We start from the raw sequence: 20,074 nt of genomic DNA on the forward strand, positions 1-20,074 counted from the left end.
TTTTGTGTTTATTCCTTTACTGGTGTGAACCAATTCCATTTTTTCTGATCGTTTTCGGTTTTAGCAGCCGTTGCTTGTGCAGACAAGGCAAGCTGTCTGTCGAAAGCCTTTACTGTTTCAGCGACTTGTTTGGCCATCTGCATAACCGTGTGAAGTCTTGTGTTTTGTAATACAAAATATTCCATAAATCCACTCACATTTACAACCCCGGTAATATGAATATCTCCTACATCTGGAAGCTGCTTCTTTACAGCTAATCCAGGTTTAACCGGTCCATTTCCTAAAATAATATTTCCGACAGAGGAAACTTTTCCAAGGCAAGCGTCCACTCCAATAATATATGGGTTTTGATGGGCTTCTTGAATAGCCGCTAGTTTATCCACCAAATTGACTGCGTGTACAGGTTCATCAAGCGTTCCGTAAACGGAGATGTGTTTGAGGCTGCGCTCCTCTAATAGAGTTCCTATGAGAGGGCCGAGCGAGTCACCCGTCGATCGATCGGTACCGATACAGACAATAACAATTTCCCGGTTGGCAGGTACCCATTCCTTCAACGTTTCCGTTAAATGTAACCGTAGCTTTTCATCTTTATAATGATAGCGCTCTTCCTGCTTTTGAGAAAAAAGTCTCCTCTTTAGATTCATAGCTTTTCCTCCGTAGTCATAATGTTATTAGTATACAGCTGTTTTCGCCGATCTATACATAGCCGAAGAAAGAAGGTAGGAGGAAAAGGGATGATACGTGCTGGAATGAAATGGATGTTTTTAATTATTGGGACGATGATTGGGGCCGGATATGCCTCTGGTAGAGAGCTATGGCAGTTTTTTGGTCATGAAAGTGGACTTGCTATCCTGTTGTTTACTATTTTTTTTACGGTATCCTGCCATGTCATTTTGAGTATTAGCTACCACAAGCAATCCACCCACTACCTTCCTGTTCTTCAGACCATTGTAGGGAAAAAATTAACGCTGCTTTACGATGGGATGATTATTTTATATTTATTTACGACGACTGTTATTATGCTTGCTGGAAGCGGAGCAACCTGGCAAGCCTTCCATTTTTCGTATTGGGTAGGAATTGTGGCGATAGCTATCCCGCTCGTACTCGTGTTTGTGTGGGATATAAAAGGGATACTGTCCTTGAATGTTGTTATTCTGCCGCTCTTAATTGGCGGTCTTTTGTATGTGTTGATATTATTTTCAGTGCAACAGGAGCTGTCTATTTTCTCTCATTTGGAGGAGCAGCGAAATTGGCCTGCCTCCATTCCCTTCACCGCCTTAAATATCCTTCCACTTATAGCGGTGCTTGGTGCCATTGGCAATAAGCTTAATTCGAAAGGGGAAATATGGATTGCCAGTGTCGGAAGCGGCGTTTTGTTAGGCAGTATATCGTTTATTTATAACAATAGTCTCATTCAAATAGCAGATGATATATTACTGTATGAAATTCCCCTGTTCGCCATACTTAAACATTACCCATACGAGATGTTCCTGTTCATTTCCATGCTGTTATGGATTGCAATCTTCACGACTGCTGCCTCTGGGGTTCTCGGTTTGATTACACGCTTTCGCTCCAGGTTGACGGGACCGTTATGGCTATTAGCCTTTGGAACTGTTGTGCTCATGATTCCTTTAACCAGTATCGGTTTCTCAACATTAATTACCTTTCTCTACCCGTTATATGGCTTGTTAAATCTATATGTCTTGTCCTGCCTCTTGCTCTACCCGTTTTCAAATCGATACAAATCCTAGCTAAAACCTGTTACAATGGGTTATTATAGCAACGGTGACGGAGAGGTGGGATAGAGGTTTGGATTGGTTACAGCGAGAATTCGAGGATTTTTATGAATATATTACTGGACCGGAGCTTTGGGTGAACATTGGGCAAAAGATGTTAACCATTCTTCTTATTTTATTTCTGTCCGTTTTGGTCATTCGCGTCGGTAAGAAGGTTATTCAGAATATGTTTAACCGACGGAAGCGGGGACCGTTTCAAATTACAGCAAGACGAGAGAATACTCTGATTAAACTGTTGGAAAACACGCTGACCTACGCTGTTTATTTTGGTGCCGCAATCATGGTGCTGCAAAACGTCGGAATTGACGTATCAGCAATGCTTGCAGGGGCAGGGATTGCTGGGCTTGCCATAGGCTTTGGGGCTCAAAACCTTGTGAAAGATGTAATTACAGGGTTTTTTATCATTTTTGAGGATCAGTTTTCTGTGGGGGATTACATTCTTATTTCAGATAAGGAAGGCTTTGTAGAGGAAATCGGTCTTAGAACGACTAAAATTAAGCACTGGACAGGGAAGCTATTTATCATACCTAATGGAAGTATTGATGAAGTAACCAACTATTCTATTCATAACAGCATTGCTGTGGTCGATATCAGTATTGCCTATGAAGGAGATATCGCCAGGGCTGAGGAAGTCATTGAAGAGCTTCTTAAGGAGCTTCCGGCTCATCATGCTGAAATAACTGGTGTACCCGAGCTGCTGGGAGTGCAAAATCTTGGCTCCTCTGATGTAGTATTGAGGGTAATTGCCGAGACCGAGCCGATGATGCATTGGTATATAGCTCGTATAATTAGAAAAGAGCTGAAAAATAGATTGGACGAGCGTGGAATTGAAATTCCATTCCCGCGTCTCGTCATGTATAGCAGAAATGAGGAAGAGGATATAGAAATTCCAGAACGTTAGGGGAGGTAGCAGGAACCATGACAGAAAAAGAATATGGCTTAAACGATGTAGTACAAATGAAAAAGGCGCACCCTTGTGGGGAGAATCGCTGGAAAATCATACGCTTAGGAATGGACATAAGAATTAAGTGTGAAGGCTGTGGTCATAGTGTTCTAATCCCCCGCCGTCGCTTCGATAGTAAAATGAAGAAAGTGTTGGAAAAAGCGGATCAAGAATCTTAACCAAATAATGGGATGAAAAGAAAAAAACGTGTAACAGCAGAGAGCGAGCCTGCGATAATATTGTTTGGTACTAAAGAAACGAGAAAAACAAGGGAGACACATACCCTTGTTTTTCTTATTTAGATAGCTTGTCATTTTATAGTACAGTATCTATAATTGGAATGACTGTGATACGTTAAGATGAAGAGATAGACAGGAAATCCTTAAGGAGTGTAATAATATGTCACTTACAGCAGGAATTGTAGGTTTACCTAACGTAGGGAAATCAACACTATTTAATGCTATAACACAAGCTGGAGCGGAATCAGCTAACTATCCGTTTTGTACGATAGATCCAAACGTTGGTATCGTGGAGGTCCCAGATGCTCGTTTGCAAAAACTAACAGAGCTTGTGAATCCGAAAAAAACGATTCCAACAGCCTTTGAATTTACCGATATTGCAGGTATTGTTAAAGGTGCAAGTAAAGGAGAGGGACTAGGTAACCAATTCCTTTCCCACATTCGCCAGGTGGATGCAATATGTCATGTGGTACGAGGCTTTGATGACGATAACATCACGCACGTATCCGGAGGGGTGAACCCTATTGAGGACATTGAGACGATTAACCTGGAGCTTATACTAGCGGATCTTGAATCTGTTACAAAGCGTCTGGAGCGTGTACAAAAGCTCGTTCGTCAAAAGGACAAGGAAGCTTTAGCAGAGCATGCAGTTCTAGAGAAAATCAAAGAAGCTTTAGAAAATGAAACACCAGCCCGTGCCGTTGAGTTTACAGAGGAGCAGCAAAAGATTGTAAAAGGCCTGCACCTTTTAACATCTAAACCTATCCTTTATGTAGCTAATGTGGGAGAAGATGAGATAGCTGACCCGAGTGAAAACAAGTATGTACAGGCTATTGAGGAATACGCAGCTAATGAAGGAGCACAAGTGATTGTTGTTTGTGCCAAAATAGAATCTGAAATAGCTGAGCTTGAAGGGGAAGAGAAAGCAGAGTTCCTTGACGAGCTGGGTATTGAAGAATCAGGATTAGATCAACTAATCAAAGCAACCTACAATTTATTAGGGCTTGCAACGTACTTTACTGCAGGCGAACAAGAAGTAAGAGCGTGGACGTTCAAAGAAGGCATGACAGCTCCTCAGGCTGCTGGCATTATTCACAGTGACTTCGAACGAGGCTTTATCCGTGCTGAGACCGTAGCGTATGACGATTTAGTGAATGCTGGTAAAATGTCCGTAGCAAAAGAACAAGGCAACGTCCGTTTAGAGGGTAAAGAGTATCTTGTAAAAGATGGCGACGTCATTCATTTCCGATTTAATGTGTAGCGCATTAAGGTATCCTATTGTAATATGAAAGAAACTTTGATATAATACAACATTGTGAGTAATCAGAGCGAATTACTCCTTGCCCGAGAAGGGCCGTTAAGTCCAAAAGGAGGTGAAGACGGATGAGAAATTATGAAATTATGTACATCATCCGCCCTAACATTGATGAGGAATCTCAGAAATCAGTTATCGAGCGTTTCAATAACGTCCTAACTGAAAATGGTGCGGAGATTAAAGAAACAGAAGAAGTTGGCAAACGTCGTCTTGCATATGAAATCAACGATTTTCGTGATGGTTTCTATGTAGTTGTTAAATTCGACGGCGATCGTGAAGCGATCAATGAATTTGATCGTCTTGCTAAATATTCTGATGACATTATTCGTCATATCGCTGTACGCGAAGACGATCAATAAGGAGTGGTTCTGTGTTAAATCGTGTCGTTCTTGTCGGCAGATTAACTAAGGATCCTGATTTGCGCTATACACCAAACGGAGTAGCCGTTGCGAACTTTACTATTGCAGTAAATCGCCCTTTTACTAGTCAACAAGGTGGCAAGGATGCAGACTTCATTAACTGTGTAGTGTGGCGTCGAGCTGCCGAGAACCTTGCGAACTATATGAAAAAGGGGAACATGGTCGGTGTTGATGGACGCTTACAAAGCCGTAGCTTTGATAACCAGGAAGGCAAGAGAGTTTTTGTAACAGAAGTTGTAGCAGACAGCGTACAATTCCTAGAAACAAAAGGCTCTTCCGGTGGCGGAGCTCCACAACAGCAAGGATTCCAGCCAAACCAGAACCAAGGCAACTCTAACAACCAACAACAGACGCAAAATGACCCATTCGCAGATAATGGGGAACCTATAGATATTTCGGACGATGATTTACCATTCTAAACTAAATTGAAGGAGGTCATACACTATGGCTCGTCGTGGTCGCGCGAAGCGTAAAAAAGTGTGCTTTTTCACAGCGAACGGAATTACACACATCGATTATAAAGATGTTGATCTTTTAAAGCGTTTTGTATCAGAACGTGGAAAGATTCTTCCTCGCCGTGTAACAGGCACTTCTGCAAAATACCAGCGTAAATTAACAAGAGCAATCAAACGTGCACGTCAAATGGCTCTATTGCCTTACGTGAACGATTAATTTGCTCATTCTATTGAACGGAAAAGCACAGCACTCATGGCTGTGCTTTTTTCATACAATTTAGTAACATATAAAGGGAAAGAAAAGATAGATTCAGCAGGAAAAAAAGGATATTGTATAAAAGAAGTAGAATTGAACAGGAAGGCTCCATTTGGTATCTTTAATACGAGTACTTAAACTGGCAGCTAGATGTTAGAGGAGAGCAATGTAGCATGAAACAAACCAATCCATTACGTGAAGGGGTTATGTATGGGGGTATTTATCTCGTCTTGTTATGCTTGATTGCATTTGTACCAGGAATCGGGATACTGGGAACCATCATACTGCCTCTTCCGTTTTTACTGTTTGCGGCGAGATGGGATATCAGGATATCATTTGCTTTTTCCTTTCTCGTTATCGCATTATCTCTACTTGTCCTATACCCGGCGTTACCTATGGTAATGGTGGCTGTAACGGGCGGATTGGCGCTTGGTATAGCGCTGAAACAAGATAAATCGCCATACGAAGCCTGGGCCCAGGGTGCTGCTGGCTTTGTTGTGGGTATTTTACTGTTTTATGTATTGTCATTATGGTTATTCCAGGTAAACTGGATTACTCAGTTTAACCAGTATATGACGGAGTCTATGGAAACTTCTCGTCAGATGTTAGAATCAATAAGCGGAACTATATCTGAGGAACGAGTGCAACTATTAGAAGAGCAAGCTAATCAACTTTCCTTATTGCTCCCAAGCTTTATGGGGATATTCTCTATTGTGATAGCTTTTCTAACATTGTGGATTGGCTTTAAGGTGCATAATAAAGTATATAAGACTTCCTATGCATTTCCGCCGGTTAGGGAATTGACCTTACCGAAAGTGCTGCTGTGGTATCACTTGATTGCAGTCATAGCCACTTGGATTAATGCTGAATCAGGCACTATGTTATACGAAGCTACTCAGAATATATATACCTTGACTGGTTTCTTTATGACCCTGCAGGGCATTACGTTTATTTTTGCCTATGCGCATGCAAAAAAATTACCAAAGATATTTTCTATCATAGGTGTCATTGTAGGGGCGACATTGCTCGTTTATCCTATTATGATCTTAGGTATAATTGATTTGGGCTTTTCATTAAGGGAGCGTATAAAGAAGAACTAAGGTTCGACAATTAGTGTAGGAGATGACGGTCATGCCGAATTTCTTTAAAAAACCAAAATTGAGCAGTCACTTATGGGTAATCTATACGTTATCCTTAATCTTTTTAGCGCTTATTTTTTACTACGAGTGGAAGCTCGGCTTAATTATGACCGCATTTTTGGCTGCGTCGGTATATTATAGTGTTCGAACTGAACAATTTCTTATTAATGAGACAGAGGAATATATATCCACGCTGTCTCACCGGGTTAAGAAGGTAGGCGAAGAAGCATTAATGGAAATGCCTATCGGGATCGTACTGTTTAGTGAAGACTATAATATTGAGTGGGCTAATCCATATATGAATCGTTTTTATCAACAGGATACGCTGGTCGGGGAGTCTTTGAACGAAATAAATGATAAGATCATCCCGAGCATCAAGGAGGATAAAGAGGAAGTATGGATTGGTGTAGAAGGATATGAGCTGCAAACGGTGATTAAGAAACAAGAGCGGCTATTGTATCTGTTTGATCGAACGAAGCAAACACAGGTCCAAAACCTTTACCACAATGACCGAACGGTGATTGCCATCATATTTCTAGATAATTATGAAGAAATTACCCAGGCGATGGATGATACGGCTAAAAGTCATATTAACTCACAAGTGACGTCCATCCTAAATCAGTGGTCACAGGAATACGGGGTCTATTTAAAGCGATCTTCTCAGGATAAATTTTTCGCTGTCATGAATCAGCAAATATTATCTCGTTTGGAGAAGGCTAAATTCGATATTTTAGATGAGGTAAGAGAGCTTATTTCAGATAAAAATGTCCCTCTCACATTAAGCTTTGGTATAGGGGTGGGAGAAGCCACCTTACCAGAATTAGGGGAGTTAGCTCAATCCAGCCTGGACTTGGCGCTTGGAAGAGGCGGAGACCAGGTAGCTATTAAAGATGACACTGGAAAGGTGCGCTTTTATGGCGGAAAAACGAATCCGATGGAAAAACGGACAAGAGTTCGCGCCCGCGTCATCTCACATGCCTTAAAGGAATTAGTACAGGAGGCCGACAAGGTGCTTGTAATGGGGCATCAAAATCCGGATATGGACTCCATAGGAGCATGTATTGGGATACTGAAGGTAGCTCAGGCTAATGACAAGGATGGGTTCGTGGTATATGACCCAAATGAAATGAATACTGGAGTTCAGCGGCTCATGGAAGAAATACAGGACAACGATCAGTTGTATTCCTGGTTTGTATCGCCAGAAGAAGCACATGAAGTCGTTAGTAAGAATACGCTGCTCGTTGTAGTAGATACGCATAAACCTTCTCTCGTCATTGACGAGAAGCTGCTGAGTCGTACGGAGCATGTCGTGGTTATTGACCACCATAGAAGAGCAGAAGAGTTCATTAAGGACCCTACGCTTGTCTATATGGAACCATATGCCTCTTCCACTGCAGAGCTAGTAACAGAAATGTTAGAATATCAACCAAAGAAATTGAAGCTCAATATGCTAGAATCGACTGCTTTATTGGCAGGGATTATAGTAGATACGAAAAGCTTCACGCTCCGAACGGGATCTAGAACCTTTGATGCAGCCAGCTATTTACGCTCCAAAGGGGCAGACACCGTGCTTGTTCAGAAATTCATGAAAGAAGACCTTGATGTGTACATTAGGCGAAGTAAACTAATAGAAAAAGCCAATGTATATCGAGACGGCATTGCAATCGCTAAAGCAGATCCTGGCGAGGTATTTGGCCCTGTCATTATTGCGCAGGCTGCGGATACACTGCTGACGATGAGCGGTGTGGTCGCTTCATTTGTCATTTCTGAACGCTCTGATGGAAGGGTCGGAATTAGTGCCCGTTCCTTGGGAGATGTAAACGTGCAGGTTATTATGGAAAGCATGGATGGCGGCGGTCATCTTACCAATGCGGCAACTCAGTTATCCGATACTACCATTGAGGAAACAGAGGAGCAGTTGAAGCAGATTATAGATGAGTATTTAGAAGGAGGAAGTGAATAATGAAAGTAATTTTCACGACTGACGTAAAAGGAAAAGGGAAAAAAGGCGAAATAAAAAATGTATCAGAGGGATATGCTCGTAACTACCTTCTAAAAAATAACTTGGCTGTTGAAGCTACAAAGGGTAATGTAAAGGCTCAAGAAGCAAAGGATAAGAAGCAGGAAGAAATCGAGCAGGAAGAGTTAAACGAAGCAAAGCGTTTAAAAGAAACACTTGGGAATCTTACAGTGGAATTACAGGCTAAATCCGGAGATAAAGGAAGTCTATTTGGTTCTATTACGAGTAAGCACATTGCAGAGGAACTCAAGAGGGCACATGGAATCAAGATTGATAAACGTAAAATCGAAATGGATTCTCCCATTCGTACGCTTGGATATACAAATGTACCCGTTAAGCTCCACTCTGAGGTAACAGGGACAATCAAGGTACACGTTACGGAAAAATAACAGAAGCATCCTCTGCATAGGTAGAAGGAGGAAACGACGTTGAGTGACTTTATGAACGACCGTACACCGCCTCATAATATAGAAGCAGAACAGGCGGTGCTCGGTGCGATATTTTTAGAACCACAATCGATTGCAACAGCTTCAGAGGTACTAATGCCGGAGGATTTCTACAGGGCCAGTCACCAGCGTATATATGAAGCAATGCTCGACCTGTCGGAAAAAGGAGAGCCGATTGACTTAGTTACGACTACGACAGCGCTCTCGAACGTACAGACACTAGAGGAAATAGGTGGCGTATCCTACCTTAGTGATTTGGCGAACTCGGTTCCGACAGCTGCGAACATTGAGTACTATACACGCATTGTAGAAGAAAAGAGTATTCTTAGACGGCTCATTAAGACAGCCACTACTATCGTGACGAATGGTTTTGCCAGCGAGGACGACATAGAAGGGGTCTTAAATGATGCGGAGAAGTCTATTCTAGAGGTAGCCCAGCGGAAAAACACCGGTCGTTTTAAAAATATTAAAGACGTTCTCATTGAAGTCTATGATAATATAGAACAGCTGCATAATCGCGATGCTGATGTCACAGGGGTTCCAACTGGATTCAGAGACCTCGATAACATGACATCAGGCTTCCAAAAGAACGACCTTATCATAATTGCTGCCCGACCATCTGTTGGTAAAACAGCTTTTGCTTTAAACATCGCTCAAAACGTTGCCACTACTACAGGGGAAAACGTTGCGATTTTCTCCCTTGAGATGGGGGCTGAACAGCTTGTCATGCGTATGCTTTGCGCAGAAGGGAATATTGATGCGTCCGCACTGCGTACCGGCCATTTGGAAACAGAGGACTGGGGAAAGCTAACGATGGCAATGGGGAGCTTATCCAATGCCGGGGTATTTATTGATGATACACCAGGTATCCGAGTAAATGAAATTCGCTCCAAATGCCGCAGGCTAGCACAAGAGCATGGCCTTGGGATGATTTTAATAGATTACCTGCAGCTAATTCAGGGAAGCGGTAACTCTAAAGAGAACCGCCAGCAAGAAGTATCGGAAATCTCCCGAGCTTTAAAGGGGCTTGCCCGGGAACTAAATGTTCCATTAATAGCCTTATCTCAGCTTTCCCGTGGGGTGGAAGGCAGACAGGATAAGCGACCAATGATGTCCGATATCCGTGAATCAGGTAGTATTGAGCAGGATGCCGATATTGTAGGCTTCCTGTATAGAGATGACTACTATGACCAAGAGTCAGAACGACAGAATATCATTGAGATTATCCTCGCCAAGCAGCGTAACGGCCCCGTCGGCACGGTTGAGCTGGCATTTGTGAAGGAATATAACAAATTCGTAGATTTAGATCATCGATATGACGAGAGCGATATTCCTCCCGCATAACATATGCCCACACCACCTACTGCCTCCGTGTAGTAGGTTTTTTATTTGGATACAATAAAAATGTATAAGTAAAATAGCTGTGTTAAGGCCAATGTAGATGGTAGGTTGTTTCCTATAATGAAGAGATAGTGGAGGACTTGGATTCGAGATATAAGGGGCTAAACAGAAACATCGATAACAAACGATACTAGAGTCGCGTTATTTATCGAACAATAAATAAAAATAGTAAAATATCGTTCGTGTTTTTCGTTGACTTTTTCTGTATGTCCTGATAAGCTACAAATGTTGTCAATAAAAAGCTAATGTTTCAAATTAGGCGGAGGTGCCGTTGTATGTCATCAGTAGTAGTTGTTGGAACGCAATGGGGAGATGAAGGAAAAGGGAAAATTACAGACTTTCTATCTCGCCAGGCAGATGTTGTCGCTCGTTATCAAGGGGGAGACAATGCCGGCCATACGATCCAATTCAAAGGAGAAACGTATAAGCTTCACTTAATTCCATCAGGCATTTTTTACGATGATAAAGATTGCGTATTAGGGAATGGAATGGTGATTAACCCTAAATCATTGCTAAAAGAAATTCAATATCTACATGACCTTAACGTTGGTACGGATAACCTGCGCATTAGTAATCGCGCACAGGTTATTTTACCGTATCACATTAAACTAGATGAGTATCAGGAAGAAGAAAAGGGCGACCAGAAAATTGGTACAACGAAAAAGGGAATCGGTCCAGCATACATGGACAAGGTAGCTCGAGTAGGCATCCGGATTGCTGATTTATTGGATGCAGACACGTTCCGTACCAAGCTTCAGCAGAATGTTGCCGAGAAGAATAAATTGTTCAAGCATATTTATAATGGGGAAGAAATGTCGGTAGAAGACATGTTTAACGAGTATTTTGAATATGGCCAGCAATTGGCGAAGTATGTATGTGATGCTTCTAAGCTATTGAACGATGCTATTGATGCCAATCAGTCTGTCCTATTTGAGGGAGCTCAAGGCGTCATGCTTGATATCGACCAAGGTACGTATCCATTTGTAACATCGTCAAACCCTACAGCAGGGGGAGTTACGATTGGCGCAGGGGTTGGACCTACTAAGGTCCATCAAGTAGTAGGAGTATCAAAAGCATACACGACTCGTGTCGGCGATGGGCCTTTCCCTACGGAACTACACGACGAAATTGGCGATCAAATTAGAGAGGTTGGTCGTGAATACGGCACAACGACAGGTAGACCACGCCGTGTAGGCTGGTTTGACAGTGTAGTGGTTTCTCATGCGCGTCGTGTGAGCGGTCTAACCGCCCTGTCCCTTAACTCCATTGATGTGTTGACAGGTATTGATACACTAAAAATCTGTACGGCATATAAGTACGATGGAAAAGTGCTGGAGGAGCTTCCCGCTAATCTCAATATTTTATCTCAGTGTGAGCCTGTTTACGAAGAAATGCCAGGCTGGAGTGAGGATATTACAGGAGTTCGTCGCTTCGAGGATTTACCAGAAAATGCCCAGCATTATGTGAATCGTATTTCCGACTTAACGGGTATCCCCCTTGCAGTATTTTCAGTAGGACCAGACCGCGAGCAAACGAACATTATGAAAGATATATACCAAGCGTAATACAAAGCCTGCCATCGAAAAATGGCAGGCTTTTTTTAACTATGAGCGATGTTGATGTAGGATTGTAATCGATAGAATAGATGACGAGATAATTGCATACATATAGGTTTTTTATTAAATATCTATTGCCACTAAGGGGAAAAGATGGTACGATTAATATCGTTGTCTTGAACAACCTATACACTCTTTAAAAATTATATCATATGGCTCGGTAGCTCAGTCGGTAGAGCAACGGACTGAAAATCCGTGTGTCGGCGGTTCGATTCCGTCCCGAGCCATCTATTAAAGGAATTACCACTATGGTAATTCCTTTTTCTTTGTCGAAAAAAAGAGCTTTATGTCAAAGTTTGTGAAGTTTGTTACAAGATAGTGACAGTACACCTTCCTAAAAGACAAACCGCTACTGGGATTAGAGTGAAATACTGATTTTATAGGTAATGTATGGAAATATAGTGGGATCATGGTAGGTAAAAAGCAGTGTAATGTAAAGACACATTTGTAACATACATGAAACAAAAACACCTATAAAATGTAAGTAATAACGTTAATATATTGTAAAAATACACTTTTACACACTATATACTCTATTTTATTAGTGGTTGATTGGAAGGAATAATACAAGTTTGTTACATCGTGTCGAACCCTATTTATTTATGGCAAGAGGGTGTGATAGATTATTAAAGTGACAAAAAGGCAGACTTTTGAGTATTTACTAATAGAGAGAAATAAGTAAAAAAATAGGGAATATGGTAGGAGGATCTTAGCGTGTGGATGAAGAAGAAGACGACCTCAAACACATCCGCTGATACCCCAACACCAAACCGTACCTCTTTCTGGAAGAAGGTAGCGTTGACAACTTGTTTAGGGTTTGGCATTACATTTGGTTCTGTGTACGCTTCAAATATAGAGAACCAGATACCAACGGTGTATCACGTGTATGTAGATGGAGAACGTGTCGGAACAGTAGATGACGAGAAGACAGTACAATCTTATATGGACGAGCGACTAAACAGGGCCCAAAGCAACCATAAGGAAGTTGAAGTAACATTAGGTGAAGAAGTTACTTTTGTTCCAGAAAAGGTATTCAGACCTAATACGAACAATGAACAAGTAATGTCCTCGCTGGATGAAATGCTTTCTATTAAAGTAGATGCAGTTCAAATTCAAGTAGGTAATCAAGTAGTTGGCTATGCCGAGAACGAAGCAGAGGCGAAGCAGGCCATTGAAAACCTTAAAGAGCAATATGTTTCAAAGGATGTCCTTTCCCAATTAGAGGAAGACTCTAATACGGAAAAGAACATCGAGACAGGGGAGTCTACTATAGTAGACGTACAGCTCTCGGAAAAAGTTTCATATTCTAATGAAATCGTTACTCCAGACGAAGTACTTACTCCAAAAGAGATAGTACAAGTCTTTAAAAAGGGAACAGTTGAAGAGAAGGTACATACCGTTGAAGAAGGAGAGGTTCTTGGGGAAATCGCTAGTAAGTACGATTTGTCTACAGCCGAGCTGCTAGATCTTAACAGCGACCTTAAAGAAGACGGGATTATCAGTATCGGACAAGAAGTGAACGTAACAGATTACACTTCCTATCTCGATGTTATCGTCGTAGAGGAGAAGAAAGAAGAAACTACGATCGAGTACGAAACAGAAGTGAAGAAATCTGATGATATGTATAAAGGGAAAGAGAAAGTGAAGCAAGAGGGTCAAGACGGAAAGACAGAAACCCATTATAAGATTACAAAGAAGAATGGGAACGTTCAAAAAGAAGAAGTAGTAGAAGAAGAAGTGACGAAAGAACCGAAGAAGAAAATCGTTGTAAAAGGTACCAAGGTGATTCCTTCTAGAGGTACTGGAGACTTCTCATGGCCTGCAGTAGGTGGAGTGATTACTAGTAAGCAGGGGATGCGCTGGGGCTCCTATCACAAGGGAATTGATATAGCAGGAGTGAGTGATAGAACGATTAAGTCCACAGATAATGGTACTGTTACATCTGCCGGAGATGGAAGCGACGGATACGGAAAGAAAGTCGAAATTAGTCATAATAATGGTTATAAGACTATCTATGCCCATCTTTCCTCCATCACAGTTAAATCTGGTCAAACAGTCCAAAAGGGACAGAAAATCGGTGTAATGGGAACAACTGGGCATTCTACAGGCGTTCACCTCCACTTTGAAGTATATAAGAACGGTAACTTGCAAAATCCTTTAGATTACGTAAGATAATACACAGCCTCTAGCAAATGCTAGAGGTTTTTTTATAGCATTCATCCGTATTCGTGTGTTGCTTACCCTTTATAGAAGGAGACTCCCGTGCCAATACAAAGACGCAGCTTTTTTGTCGGGACATGGTGTAGTAGAATGTAGGGAGAAACTGTAATGTGTGTGATGATAAGACATTTTGTAAAAAATAAGTTAAAATAAAGAATTAAAGACACAGTAGATTCAATCCATGAATGCAAATTCCTTAATAAAGGATGGGATAAAGATGAGCCAAAAAATATTAGTTGTCGATGATGAAAAACCAATTGCTGATATACTGAAATTCAACTTAGAGAAAGAGGGCTATGAAGTGGTTTGTGCCTATGACGGGGACGAAGCCATTCAGTTAGCTAACCAGGAATACCCGAATTTAGTTCTTCTGGACATTATGCTTCCGAACAAGGATGGGATGGAAGTATGCCGAGAGGTTCGAAAAAATCATAGTATGCCGATTATTATGCTGACAGCCAAGGACTCCGAAATTGATAAGGTGCTTGGGCTGGAGCTTGGTGCGGATGATTACGTTACGAAGCCGTTTAACAATAGAGAGCTAATTGCTCGGGTGAAAGCGAATTTAAGACGTCATCAACAGCAGCCGGAAGAGGACAGTAAGGCGACCAATGATATTCGAATTGGCAAGCTAGTCATCCACCCGGATGCATATACCGTTACTAGAGATGGGGAACAGATTGAGTTAACCCATCGTGAATTTGAGCTGCTTCATTATTTAGCTCGCAATATTGGCCAAGTGATGACCCGAGAGCATTTACTAGAAACAGTATGGGGCTATGATTACTATGGTGATGTGCGTACTGTAGACGTAACCGTTCGTCGTTTGCGAGAAAAGATTGAGGAGAATCCAAGTACACCAATGTGGATTGTAACCCGTCGTGGTGTTGGATATTATTTAAGAACGCCTGAACAGGAGTAATTTTTATATGAAGAAGGTCGGCTTTTTTCAATCGATACGGTTTAAGTTAATTTTAACAATTATATTATTGCTCCTGTTTCCTATTCAGGTAATAGGGGCTTATTTTTCGCAGCAATTGGAAAGTGAATTGTTTAGCGAATTTCAACAATCCGTAGAGAAAAATATTCAATACTTAGACTATCAATTGGAGCAGGCATTTGCGAAGGAGAGGAAAGAGGGCGGTCCCACCTTGCAGGAGGACGTTCAATCCATTTTGGCGGATACGAACTTCTTAGAGGAAATTACCGATCTGCAGGTTATTAATAACAATAGTCGTATTATAGGGACGAATAACCCTTACGAAACGAATAATATCGGCAAGAAATCTACGGAAACAAGGGTAAAGCGTACCCTTCTGACAGGTACGAAGGATCAAACCATAGTACTTGATGAAGGAGAGCGTATGCTCATTATGACGTTTCCTATCTATACTCAAAACGACACCAACACGACTGACCAGGATGTCCCTCCATCAGGTGCTATTTATGTCAAAGCCCAGTTAGAAGGAGTATATGGACAGCTGCAAAATATTAATAAGATCTTCACGAATGGAACCATTCTTGGGATTTCTATTTCTGCCCTTTTGGGTATCGTTATTGCAAGAACCATCACTAAGCCGATTACAGAAATGGGCAGGCACGCTAAAGTGATGGGTACTGGAGATTTCTCTCAGAAGGTCAACGTGTATGGGCGCGATGAGATTGGGCAACTTGCCTCCTCCTTTAATGAGTTAAACGATAAGCTCAAGCTCTCCCAGGCTACGACAGAAGGAGAGCGGCGCAAGCTGAGTTCTGTTCTTGCCAATATGACAGAAGGGGTCATTGCAACGGACCATCGTGGGTGTATCATTTTAATGAACGAGCCTGCTTCACGTCTAATTGGAAAAAGCTTTGAATCTGTGCAGGGGCAATCCATGTTAGATGTACTGCACATTCATGACCGGCTGGAGGATATTTCCGAAATCCAGGATACTGGCTCCATTATCATTGATTTTAGCGAGGACAGTCAGCACTTATTACTGAAGGCCAGCTTCTCTATGGTCCAATATGAGAACGAAGAGATGAATGGCTTTATTACCGTGCTTAGTGACGTAACAGAGCAGGAGAAAATTGAGCGCGAGCGTCGAGAATTTGTTGCGAACGTATCTCACGAGCTGCGAACACCGCTGACGACCATGCGCAGTTATCTTGAAGCGCTGACAGATGGTGCGTGGGAGGATAAAGACATAGCCCCTCGCTTCCTGGACGTCACACAAAATGAAACGGAGCGTATGATTCGCCTCGTCAATGATTTACTGCAGTTATCCAAAATGGACAACAAGGATTATCAATTGTATAGAGAGCAAGTCGAATTCCGAAGGTTTTTCCACCATGTCATTGATCGGTTCGAATTTAACAAGGAGGATCATATTCAATTCCAAAGGAGTATTCCGGAGGATGATATGTTCGTCCACATCGACAAGGATAAAATGACGCAAGTGTTAGACAACATCATCTCCAATGCCATTAAATATTCTCCAGAGGGTGGCACCATTACCTTCCAGGCGATTCGACAGGAAAAACAGCAAAAGCTGCTTATTAAAATATCCGACCAGGGAATGGGAGTTCCGAAGGAGAATATGGAGAAGATTTTTGAACGATTTTATCGTGTTGATAAAGCACGCTCCAGAAAGCTTGGAGGAACAGGCTTAGGACTTGCGATCTCCCGAGAAATGATTGAAGCGCATGAAGGGAACATATGGGCTGAAAGTAAAGAGGGTACAGGGACTACTATACTCTTTACGCTTCCGCTCATGAAGGAAAAGCGGGGGGATGACTCGTGAGAACAGAAACGATTAAGACTATTGTGTTAACCATACTGGTCGCTACTAGTCTGCTCTTAACCTTTGCCATTTGGAATTACCAACCACAGCTTGATGTTCTTGAAGACGGTGATAACTATCTGAAGGGTGACACAAGGATTAGTGGGGAGCAGAAGTCCCTAAACACGCTTGTAAAGCCAAGTCAGGTTATTTTTCATGAGGGTGGGAGCACCTACGCTATGGACTCCTATAATACATCCATGGATATGTACACTACCTTTCAAGGATGGCGGCTTATTGATTTTCAATCGGTGTCTAAAAATAAAGTGAATAGAGAATCATCTGTAGAAATTATCTTCCCTACCTCGTTGCCACTGTCCATCTTAGTTAACACGTTAACAGTGAACGAGGACGAGGATGTTCCAAAATACATGGTGGACCGAATTTTTGTCGATATATCCTCGGCAAATTCAAACAACCACGTTCATTTTTATTCCGATGAAAATGAGCAGATGTATCAGGCTACGACCGAAAACATTAACCCTTATACAGAGTACTTGCCGTTAATTAATGATACGGGAAGTCACGTCGAGCATCTCTCCATTAATGAGAAACGAGAGAATCCTATCTATATTCCGGCGGGAGAAGTGAAGGTGCCGAAATTTTCCTTCTTCCGGGATGAGCTTGCTATAGAACCGATGGTAAACGTCCTGTTTAATGATCGGAATAAGGTACTGAAGAAGACCCCTACGAACGGGGAGTCCTATTATATTGACGATTACCGTCAATTAGCCATTAGCGAGCCAAATCGGTATATGCGCTTCACGTATAATTCCCCCTCTGAACAAGAGGCGTCAGAAACGATGACAAGAGCTGATGTTATTAAGGAGAGCCAAAGCTTTATCAACGATCATTACGGCTGGACCGATAACTATGTCATCAGTCATATGAACAGCACGGGAAGTACAGTCCAATATCGAATTCATCAAAACGGCTATCCTGTATTTAATGATGCCGGTCTGAGTGTGATGGAACAATCATGGAGAAATAAAGAGCTGTACAGCTATAACCGTTCTCTCGTTCAGTTTGATACGGAAATAGACAGTAATTCCCCTGCGGTGACACTCATGTCCGGTGCAGATGTGAAGCAACGGATGGAAAATAAAATAGAACAGTATCCTTTATTGGTAGAAGATATTAGGATTGGCTACACCATGATTCAGAAAGAGAATGAATATGAGGTCGTCTTTTCCCTCCAGCCAGCCTGGTATTACAAGACGGTCGGCGGTGGCTGGAAGCTGCTGAAGGAAAGTGAGCTCGTCAACAAAGGGGGCGTACAATAATGCAATGGGGACAGATAAAAACACTCTTTATTCTGTGCTTTTTGATTCTCGACATATTTTTGGCTCATCAGTTTATGCAAAAGCAGCAAGAATCAGAATACGCCCTTTTGGACAGTCCCAATTTCGAAGAGAGTCTAGAAGCAGCTAATATTACCGTCGGAGAACTACCGAAGGAAACCGTGAAGGAATCGTATATATCTGCTAAAAAGCACACGTTCACGCAAAGTGAGCTGGATGAAAATGATACGATATTAAACAATCAGGACATTACAAGACTCAAAAATGACCATGTGCTGGTTTCTACCTTTGACAAGCCTCTGGATGTAAATCTGGAATCGGCTAAGGATGTCATCGAAAGTACCGTAACGAGTAATGTCATGTTTGGGGATCGATATACCTTTTGGAACTACAATGAGGAAGAAGACGTACTTATTTTCTTTCAGAACTATCAAGATAAGCCGTTTTATTATAATGAAAACGCAATGATTATGGCAAAGGCTAATGAAGAGGGTCATATTACAGGATATGTACAAACGCTCGTCGATGATGTATCGGATACAGGCGAACCGAAAGAACTGATCAATCCTATGCAGGCTGTGGAAAAATTGTATAATCAAAATGAGCTGTTTGAAGGGGATAACGTAACAGGTATGTCGCTAGGCTATCATACATTATGGGCCCTTGAGGGTGCGCAGATTTTCTCACCAACGTGGAAGCTCGCTATTCAAAATGGAGAAGAATCTAGAAATCATTACGTCAATGGGGTAGAAGGTCAATTAATATCAACAGACCAGAGCAAATTTATCGAACAAGCGATTAAAAATCTATCAATAGAGCTAGAAGCAATTAGTGGAGAGGAGAAAGAATGAGTTTGCATTTTAGTGTCCTGGCATCAGGAAGTACGGGGAATGCCTTTTATGTAGGCACAGATAACCAACGATTATTAGTGGACGCCGGGTTGAGCGCAAAGCAGCTAGAGCGATTATTAGGGGAAGTCCACATTGATCCAACGAGTATTGATGGGATATTGGTTACGCATGAGCATAGTGACCATATTAAAGGGCTTGGTATTATGGCAAGACGGTACAACCTTCCTATCTACGCCAATGAAAAGACGTGGAAGGCGATGGACGGCCATATTGGTAAAGTAGCGACCGAGCAGAAATTTGATTTTCCAATGGCTTCCGTCCAAACCTTTGGCGATCTTGATGTAGAATCATTTGGCGTATCCCATGATGCTGCGGAGCCAATGTTCTATGTATTCCGTAATAACGGAAAAAAGGTAGCACTTGTGACAGACCTCGGCTATGTTTCGGAACGGATTAAGAAAACGGTGGAAGACGCTGATGCGTATATTTTTGAATCCAATCATGATGTAGAAATGCTTCGGATGGGACGTTATCCTTGGAACATTAAAAGGAGGATTCTTGGAGACAAAGGTCACGTCTCTAATGAAGACTGCGCTCTTGCTTTAACAGATATTATTGGAAATAATACGAAACGTATTTATTTAGCCCATTTAAGTCAAGATAATAACATGAAAGATCTGGCTAGAATGTCTGTGGGAAATATGTTGAAAGAACGCGATGTTCCTATAGGAGATTCCATAAACTTATATGATACGGATCCGGCTTCGGCGACTCCTATCTTTACTCCTTAAACGTTTTAGCCTGATCCAATTGAGGAACAGATAGTTAGTTAATC

The 20,074-nt window shown here is 41.9% G+C and carries 19 protein-coding genes and 1 tRNA gene; 19 read left to right on the top strand and 1 reads right to left on the bottom strand.

The features are described from left to right. Positions 1-8 precede the first annotated feature (8 nt). Entirely contained in the window at positions 9-644 is a 636-nt protein-coding gene (gene yyaC, locus ACFFGV_RS20405; RefSeq protein WP_377351818.1) for a spore protease YyaC, read from the bottom strand. A gap of 90 nt (positions 645-734) precedes the next feature. Between yyaC and ACFFGV_RS20410 the strand changes: the two genes are divergently transcribed. The 19 genes from ACFFGV_RS20410 to ACFFGV_RS20500 all read left to right on the top strand — a co-directional run bounded on the left by ACFFGV_RS20410 (position 735) and on the right by ACFFGV_RS20500 (position 20,030). Beyond that, on the top strand, positions 735-1,751 hold the full coding sequence (locus tag ACFFGV_RS20410) for a YkvI family membrane protein (protein ID WP_377351819.1): 1,017 nt from the start codon (positions 735-737) through the stop codon (positions 1,749-1,751). 58 nt (positions 1,752-1,809) lie between these two features. Beyond that, positions 1,810-2,697, top strand: coding sequence for a mechanosensitive ion channel family protein (locus ACFFGV_RS20415; RefSeq protein WP_377351820.1), 888 nt, complete (start codon positions 1,810-1,812; stop codon positions 2,695-2,697). Positions 2,698-2,714: 17 nt separating this feature from the next. Next, on the top strand, positions 2,715-2,918 hold the full coding sequence (locus ACFFGV_RS20420; protein ID WP_377351821.1) for a DUF951 domain-containing protein: 204 nt from the start codon (positions 2,715-2,717) through the stop codon (positions 2,916-2,918). 220 nt (positions 2,919-3,138) lie between these two features. Then, the gene (gene ychF, locus ACFFGV_RS20425) at positions 3,139-4,239 is read left to right on the top strand and encodes a redox-regulated ATPase YchF (RefSeq protein WP_377351822.1); all 1,101 of its coding nucleotides are present in this window, start codon (positions 3,139-3,141) and stop codon (positions 4,237-4,239) included. 122 nt (positions 4,240-4,361) lie between these two features. Next, positions 4,362-4,652 (top strand): 30S ribosomal protein S6, encoded by a 291-nt coding sequence (gene rpsF, locus ACFFGV_RS20430; RefSeq protein ID WP_377351823.1) that lies wholly within the window; start codon positions 4,362-4,364, stop codon positions 4,650-4,652. Positions 4,653-4,663: 11 nt separating this feature from the next. Continuing rightward, a complete protein-coding gene (gene ssb, locus ACFFGV_RS20435) occupies positions 4,664-5,131 on the top strand; it encodes a single-stranded DNA-binding protein (protein ID WP_377351824.1) in 468 nt (155 codons plus the stop codon). Between the two features lie 25 nt (positions 5,132-5,156). Then, a complete protein-coding gene (gene rpsR / locus ACFFGV_RS20440; RefSeq protein ID WP_377351825.1) occupies positions 5,157-5,384 on the top strand; it encodes a 30S ribosomal protein S18 in 228 nt (75 codons plus the stop codon). Positions 5,385-5,596: 212 nt separating this feature from the next. Next, positions 5,597-6,523: a YybS family protein gene (locus ACFFGV_RS20445; protein WP_377351826.1), complete on the top strand. Its 927-nt coding sequence runs from the start codon at positions 5,597-5,599 to the stop codon at positions 6,521-6,523. Between the two features lie 31 nt (positions 6,524-6,554). Next, entirely contained in the window at positions 6,555-8,525 is a 1,971-nt protein-coding gene (locus ACFFGV_RS20450) for a DHH family phosphoesterase (RefSeq protein ID WP_377351827.1), read from the top strand. After that, positions 8,525-8,971 (top strand): 50S ribosomal protein L9, encoded by a 447-nt coding sequence (gene rplI, locus ACFFGV_RS20455; RefSeq protein WP_377351828.1) that lies wholly within the window; start codon positions 8,525-8,527, stop codon positions 8,969-8,971. Before ACFFGV_RS20450 ends, rplI begins: the two co-directional genes overlap by 1 nt. 39 nt (positions 8,972-9,010) lie before the next feature. Continuing rightward, a complete protein-coding gene (gene dnaB / locus ACFFGV_RS20460; RefSeq protein ID WP_377351829.1) occupies positions 9,011-10,372 on the top strand; it encodes a replicative DNA helicase in 1,362 nt (453 codons plus the stop codon). Positions 10,373-10,704: 332 nt separating this feature from the next. Further along, positions 10,705-11,994 (top strand): adenylosuccinate synthase, encoded by a 1,290-nt coding sequence (locus ACFFGV_RS20465; protein WP_377351830.1) that lies wholly within the window; start codon positions 10,705-10,707, stop codon positions 11,992-11,994. Positions 11,995-12,199: 205 nt separating this feature from the next. Beyond that, positions 12,200-12,272, top strand: a tRNA-Phe gene (locus tag ACFFGV_RS20470). Between the two features lie 493 nt (positions 12,273-12,765). After that, positions 12,766-14,220 carry a peptidoglycan DD-metalloendopeptidase family protein gene (locus ACFFGV_RS20475; RefSeq protein ID WP_377351904.1) on the top strand — a complete coding sequence of 485 codons (1,455 nt, stop codon included), beginning with the start codon at positions 12,766-12,768 and terminating at the stop codon, positions 14,218-14,220. A gap of 262 nt (positions 14,221-14,482) precedes the next feature. Beyond that, positions 14,483-15,187: a response regulator YycF gene (yycF, locus tag ACFFGV_RS20480; protein ID WP_377351831.1), complete on the top strand. Its 705-nt coding sequence runs from the start codon at positions 14,483-14,485 to the stop codon at positions 15,185-15,187. Positions 15,188-15,194: 7 nt separating this feature from the next. Next, complete coding sequence (walK, locus tag ACFFGV_RS20485) at positions 15,195-17,048, top strand: cell wall metabolism sensor histidine kinase WalK (RefSeq protein ID WP_377351832.1); 1,854 nt, start codon at positions 15,195-15,197, stop codon at positions 17,046-17,048. After that, positions 17,045-18,370: a YycH family regulatory protein gene (locus tag ACFFGV_RS20490; RefSeq protein ID WP_377351833.1), complete on the top strand. Its 1,326-nt coding sequence runs from the start codon at positions 17,045-17,047 to the stop codon at positions 18,368-18,370. The genes walK and ACFFGV_RS20490 overlap by 4 nt, the downstream gene beginning before the upstream one ends. Then, a complete protein-coding gene (locus ACFFGV_RS20495; protein WP_377351834.1) occupies positions 18,370-19,239 on the top strand; it encodes a two-component system regulatory protein YycI in 870 nt (289 codons plus the stop codon). Before ACFFGV_RS20490 ends, ACFFGV_RS20495 begins: the two co-directional genes overlap by 1 nt. Further along, positions 19,236-20,030, top strand: a complete 795-nt coding sequence (locus ACFFGV_RS20500; protein ID WP_377351835.1) for an MBL fold metallo-hydrolase — start codon at positions 19,236-19,238, stop codon at positions 20,028-20,030. The genes ACFFGV_RS20495 and ACFFGV_RS20500 overlap by 4 nt, the downstream gene beginning before the upstream one ends. Positions 20,031-20,074 lie beyond the last annotated feature (44 nt).

This window comes from Pontibacillus salicampi (assembly GCF_042434395.1).
In the GTDB taxonomy this organism is placed as follows: Bacteria; Bacillota; Bacilli; order Bacillales; family BH030062; genus Pontibacillus; species Pontibacillus salicampi.